The sequence below is a fragment of the Escherichia sp. MR genome, from assembly GCF_005280595.1.
Taxonomy (GTDB): domain Bacteria; phylum Pseudomonadota; class Gammaproteobacteria; order Enterobacterales; family Enterobacteriaceae; genus Escherichia; species Escherichia ruysiae.
On the sequence record NZ_SZVK01000112.1, the window covers coordinates 1 to 3,100 of the forward strand.

At 39.9% G+C, this 3,100-nt stretch carries 2 protein-coding genes and 2 pseudogenes; 2 read left to right on the forward strand and 2 right to left on the reverse strand.

Annotated elements, in window-relative coordinates; translation table 11 throughout:
* Window positions 1-252: 252 nt before the first annotated feature.
* Together FC814_RS23400 and FC814_RS22340 are read left to right on the forward strand one after the other, a co-directional pair.
* Window positions 253-369: pseudogene (locus tag FC814_RS23400) on the forward strand (lysis system i-spanin subunit Rz); the annotation flags it as partial.
* 10 nt (window positions 370-379) lie between these two features.
* Window positions 380-642, forward strand: a pseudogene (locus tag FC814_RS22340) (transposase); the annotation flags it as partial.
* A 110-nt stretch (window positions 643-752) separates the two neighbouring features.
* Here the strand turns inward: FC814_RS22340 and FC814_RS22345 are convergent.
* The gene (locus FC814_RS22345; RefSeq protein WP_085460636.1) at window positions 753-1,469 is read right to left on the reverse strand and encodes a YebC/PmpR family DNA-binding transcriptional regulator; all 717 of its coding nucleotides are present in this window, start codon (window positions 1,467-1,469) and stop codon (window positions 753-755) included.
* A gap of 308 nt (window positions 1,470-1,777) precedes the next feature.
* Complete coding sequence (locus FC814_RS22350; RefSeq protein ID WP_010345776.1) at window positions 1,778-2,107, reverse strand: YkgJ family cysteine cluster protein; 330 nt, start codon at window positions 2,105-2,107, stop codon at window positions 1,778-1,780.
* Between the last annotated feature and the right edge of the window lie 993 nt (window positions 2,108-3,100).

Below are 3,100 nucleotides of genomic sequence, written 5' to 3' on the forward strand. Positions count from 1 at the left end.
GCTGATAGAAACAGAAGCCACTGGAGCACCTCAAAAACACCATCATACACTAAATCAGTAAGTTGGCAGCATCACCTTTATTGCCTTTCGATATTAGTTACAAGGTACAGGACTGTACAATACCTTAACCTATATGTAATGTGTTGAATTCATAAGATTGCCAGTAGGCGCCCTTTTTATTTTCTGACGTTAGCCTGATTGCTCACTACAATCTGATTTATTCAACAGTCCCTCTTCGGGGGTGATATCGATAATCAGACGGTACAAGAAGCTGAGGACGTTTCCTTTACTGATATGCAGTTGCGCCAGTGCGATGTTGCTGCACTCGATGCGAAATACACAAAGGAGTTAGCCGTTGCGAAAGCAGAATGCTGTGTATGTGGAGAACCCGTCGAAAATGAGCGTATCGAGGTTTATGGGCTATCTGAAGGGTAAACGCAGTCTGATGCTCTATGAGCATTTAGAGATCTAAAATTCAAATACAGGAACAGGGATTTTTGGTGTAGGAGTTATTATTTAGATACGCTGGGTAAGAACACAGCAAAGATACAAGAATATATAAAGCACCAGCTCGAAGAAGATAAAATTGGCGAACAATTATTGAACCCATATCCAGGCAACTCGTTTACGGGTCGTAAGTAACAAAGTTGAATGCAAATGTTAGATCATATGCACCAGTTAGGGCGCGGCTGGAAACAGAGCCTTATAGGTGCATCTGAAAAACCTCCGGCATAGCCGGAGGATATTTATAATTAGAGATTAGCAACGTTATGATATACTTTTTGGACATCATCGTCATCTTCAAGGGCATCAACAAGCCCTTCAAAGATTTCTAAATCTTCTGGTGAAAGTTCTACTTCTGATTGAGCAATCAATTCTAATTCTGTTGTTGAAAAATCAGTAATTCCAGCGGCTTTCAGAGCTGCAATTCCTTTGTGAAGATCTGTAGGTTCAGTATAAATAACGATGCTTCCTTCTTCTTCAGTCACATCACGAACATCTACTTCAGCATCAAGCAAAATTTCAAAAATATGGTCAGGATTTGTTCCTTTAAATACAATCACACCAGTATTGTCAAACATATAGCTGACAGAACCTGCTGCTCCAATATTCCCGCCTTTTTTATTGAAAATTGTGCGAATATTAGCAATTGTACGATTAACATTTGAAGTCAACGTTTCAGCGATAATCATTGAACCATTTGGTCCAAAGCCTTCATAACGCCCTTGTACGAACGTCTCATCTCCGCCACCTTTGGCTTTATCAATGGCTTTATCAATAACGTGTTTTGGAACTTGTGCCTGCTTCGCACGTTCAATAACGAATTTTAAAGATGTGTTTAATTCTGGGTCTGGTTCACCTTGTTTAGCGGCAGCATAGATTTCCACACCGAATTTTGCATATACTTTAGACGTTGCACCGTCTTTAGCCGTTTTTTTAGCAACAATATTGGCCCATTTACGTCCCACTGGAATGAACTCCTCGAAATTTATTTACATTACTGACAAGTTGATAACCTGTGTTTATTCGCCATATTATAACATAACACGAAAAAACTCGTCTATGAAAAATAAAATATGATAATGCTACAGACGTACTTTAATTTTATCAATGATCTTAATTATTGATGGGGTGTTATATGATTTATTTTGGTTTTTTTGTGTTTATTATTAATGGATTAACCGCGACAGTAATGTCGCGGCATAGTTAGTTTCGCTACCTGAATATATTGTTGAGGATGGCGATCGTATGGAGCTAATTAAACTTGAAAAAGCTTTTAAATTGGAGGTAGCCCATATTTAGCTCGAGCGCGATTACATGCCTCATTAATTTCTCCATGCTCGCCTGACATGGCGAATTCTCTACATGTGGAAGAGCGGTTTTTATATATTGTGCAGCAGGCGTTTTTTCCAGGCGTTCCTGCCAGGGCAATACAGCGTGGGTTCTTCTGGTTAGTTCCGCGCATACATCGGTGGTAAGGGGATATCTGCTCAGTAAGATGAGCCGGTATGGTTCCGCCTGCATCATCAGCTTCGGCCCAGTAAAAAGAGACGCGGAAAAATGCACAACAGGCACCACACGCCATGCATGGATTCAGATTGCTCATAATTCACCAGTACTTCTATATAAATATCACAACAAAACCGCAGACACGTCGTATAAAGGCGCGTGCCTGCGGCAGGCTGGCGAACTTTCTATAGTGCGAGTATTGAATGATTACCAGCCGTTATCAATTTTACATATCTATTTAGATATGACCAGACAAGTTGAATACAAACAGGAAGAGTTAATCTTTACAATTTGTAACATTGAGTTAGTGAAAAGAAAATACCTTACGTAACCAGAATTCGCATTATATGTTTTCTATAGCCTGACTTGCTAAATAAGAATATATCGCTCTCTTTCTTATTCTAACTGGTTATAGATGTTATCAGAAAAAGTTATTTCTCTGGTTTTTAAGAGTATAAAAAATCCACGTTTGACTTGTACAACTTATATTACTGCTATCGATTCTTCACATTCCTTCCAGTGATATTGCTGTATATAATGGAGCTGATTTTGGATGCCGCTATTGATGGATACCGTTTGTTATGAGCAGGTGCCGTGTGCTATCGAAGAAAAAAGCGGGGTCGCGTAGAGTAACAATTTACACGGCCTTACCTCGGTATCACCTTTACTGTCCCCATCGACGTTGTACCAGTTCAGCATATCCTTACTCATTGATACAGTTAAGTATTAAAGGATGAGTACACAGAGAACGTTGCCTACCCAATATTCTTGTTCTGGTTTGTTGCTCAATACGTCTTCTCTGCCTTAGGGTCAGTTAATTAACACTCACTTGAGATCTTTATCCAACATTGAAGGTATTACGGCATAGTGGGGTAAAATTTCATCAAGAACGTGGATATTTCTGATTCTCTCTACCATGCTCTCTGTAGACGCCAGATTGAGCGAATGAACAGAGAAAAATGGTCCTGGGACACGCGAATGCGCAATACACTTATCCCCATCCTCGTTGCGGTGTGCCGGTGATGCTGCCAACTTACTGATTTAGTGTATGATGGTGTTTTTGAGGTGCTCCAGTGGCTTCTGTTTCTAT

Bases quoted from the DNA above. Each gene is read 5' to 3' on its own strand.
- FC814_RS22350 (WP_010345776.1), bottom strand. From the start codon at position 2,107: ATGAGCAATCTGAATCCATGCATGGCGTGTGGTGCCTGTTGTGCATTT.